Here is a 276-nt window from a genome sequence, read left to right on the forward strand (position 1 = left end):
CGGGCACCCCCGACGGCCCGGGCTGCGCGGCGGCCGAGGAGGGCGCGGCCGGATCCGGCGTGACCTCCTCCGACGGCTCCGGCTCGTCGTCGGCGGATCCGGGCACCGCGTCCGGCCAGGAGCAGGGCGTCGCGCCCTACGTCGGCGTGGGCATCGGCATCGTCGTGCTCGCGGCGGCCGCGGTGGTGCTCATCGTGGTGACCGGGCGGCGGAAGCCGGCCGCGAGCCCGGCGAGCCCGGCGACGGGAGACGACGGCGACGCCGCGCGCGAGGGCG

At 80.8% G+C, this 276-nt stretch carries 1 pseudogene; it reads left to right on the forward strand.

The features are described 5' to 3' along the window. Window positions 1-59: 59 nt before the first annotated feature. Window positions 60-276: pseudogene (locus tag DZG00_RS16805) on the forward strand (copper resistance CopC family protein); the annotation flags it as partial.

The organism is Clavibacter lycopersici (assembly GCF_003576405.1).
Classification (GTDB): Bacteria; Actinomycetota; Actinomycetes; order Actinomycetales; family Microbacteriaceae; genus Clavibacter; species Clavibacter lycopersici.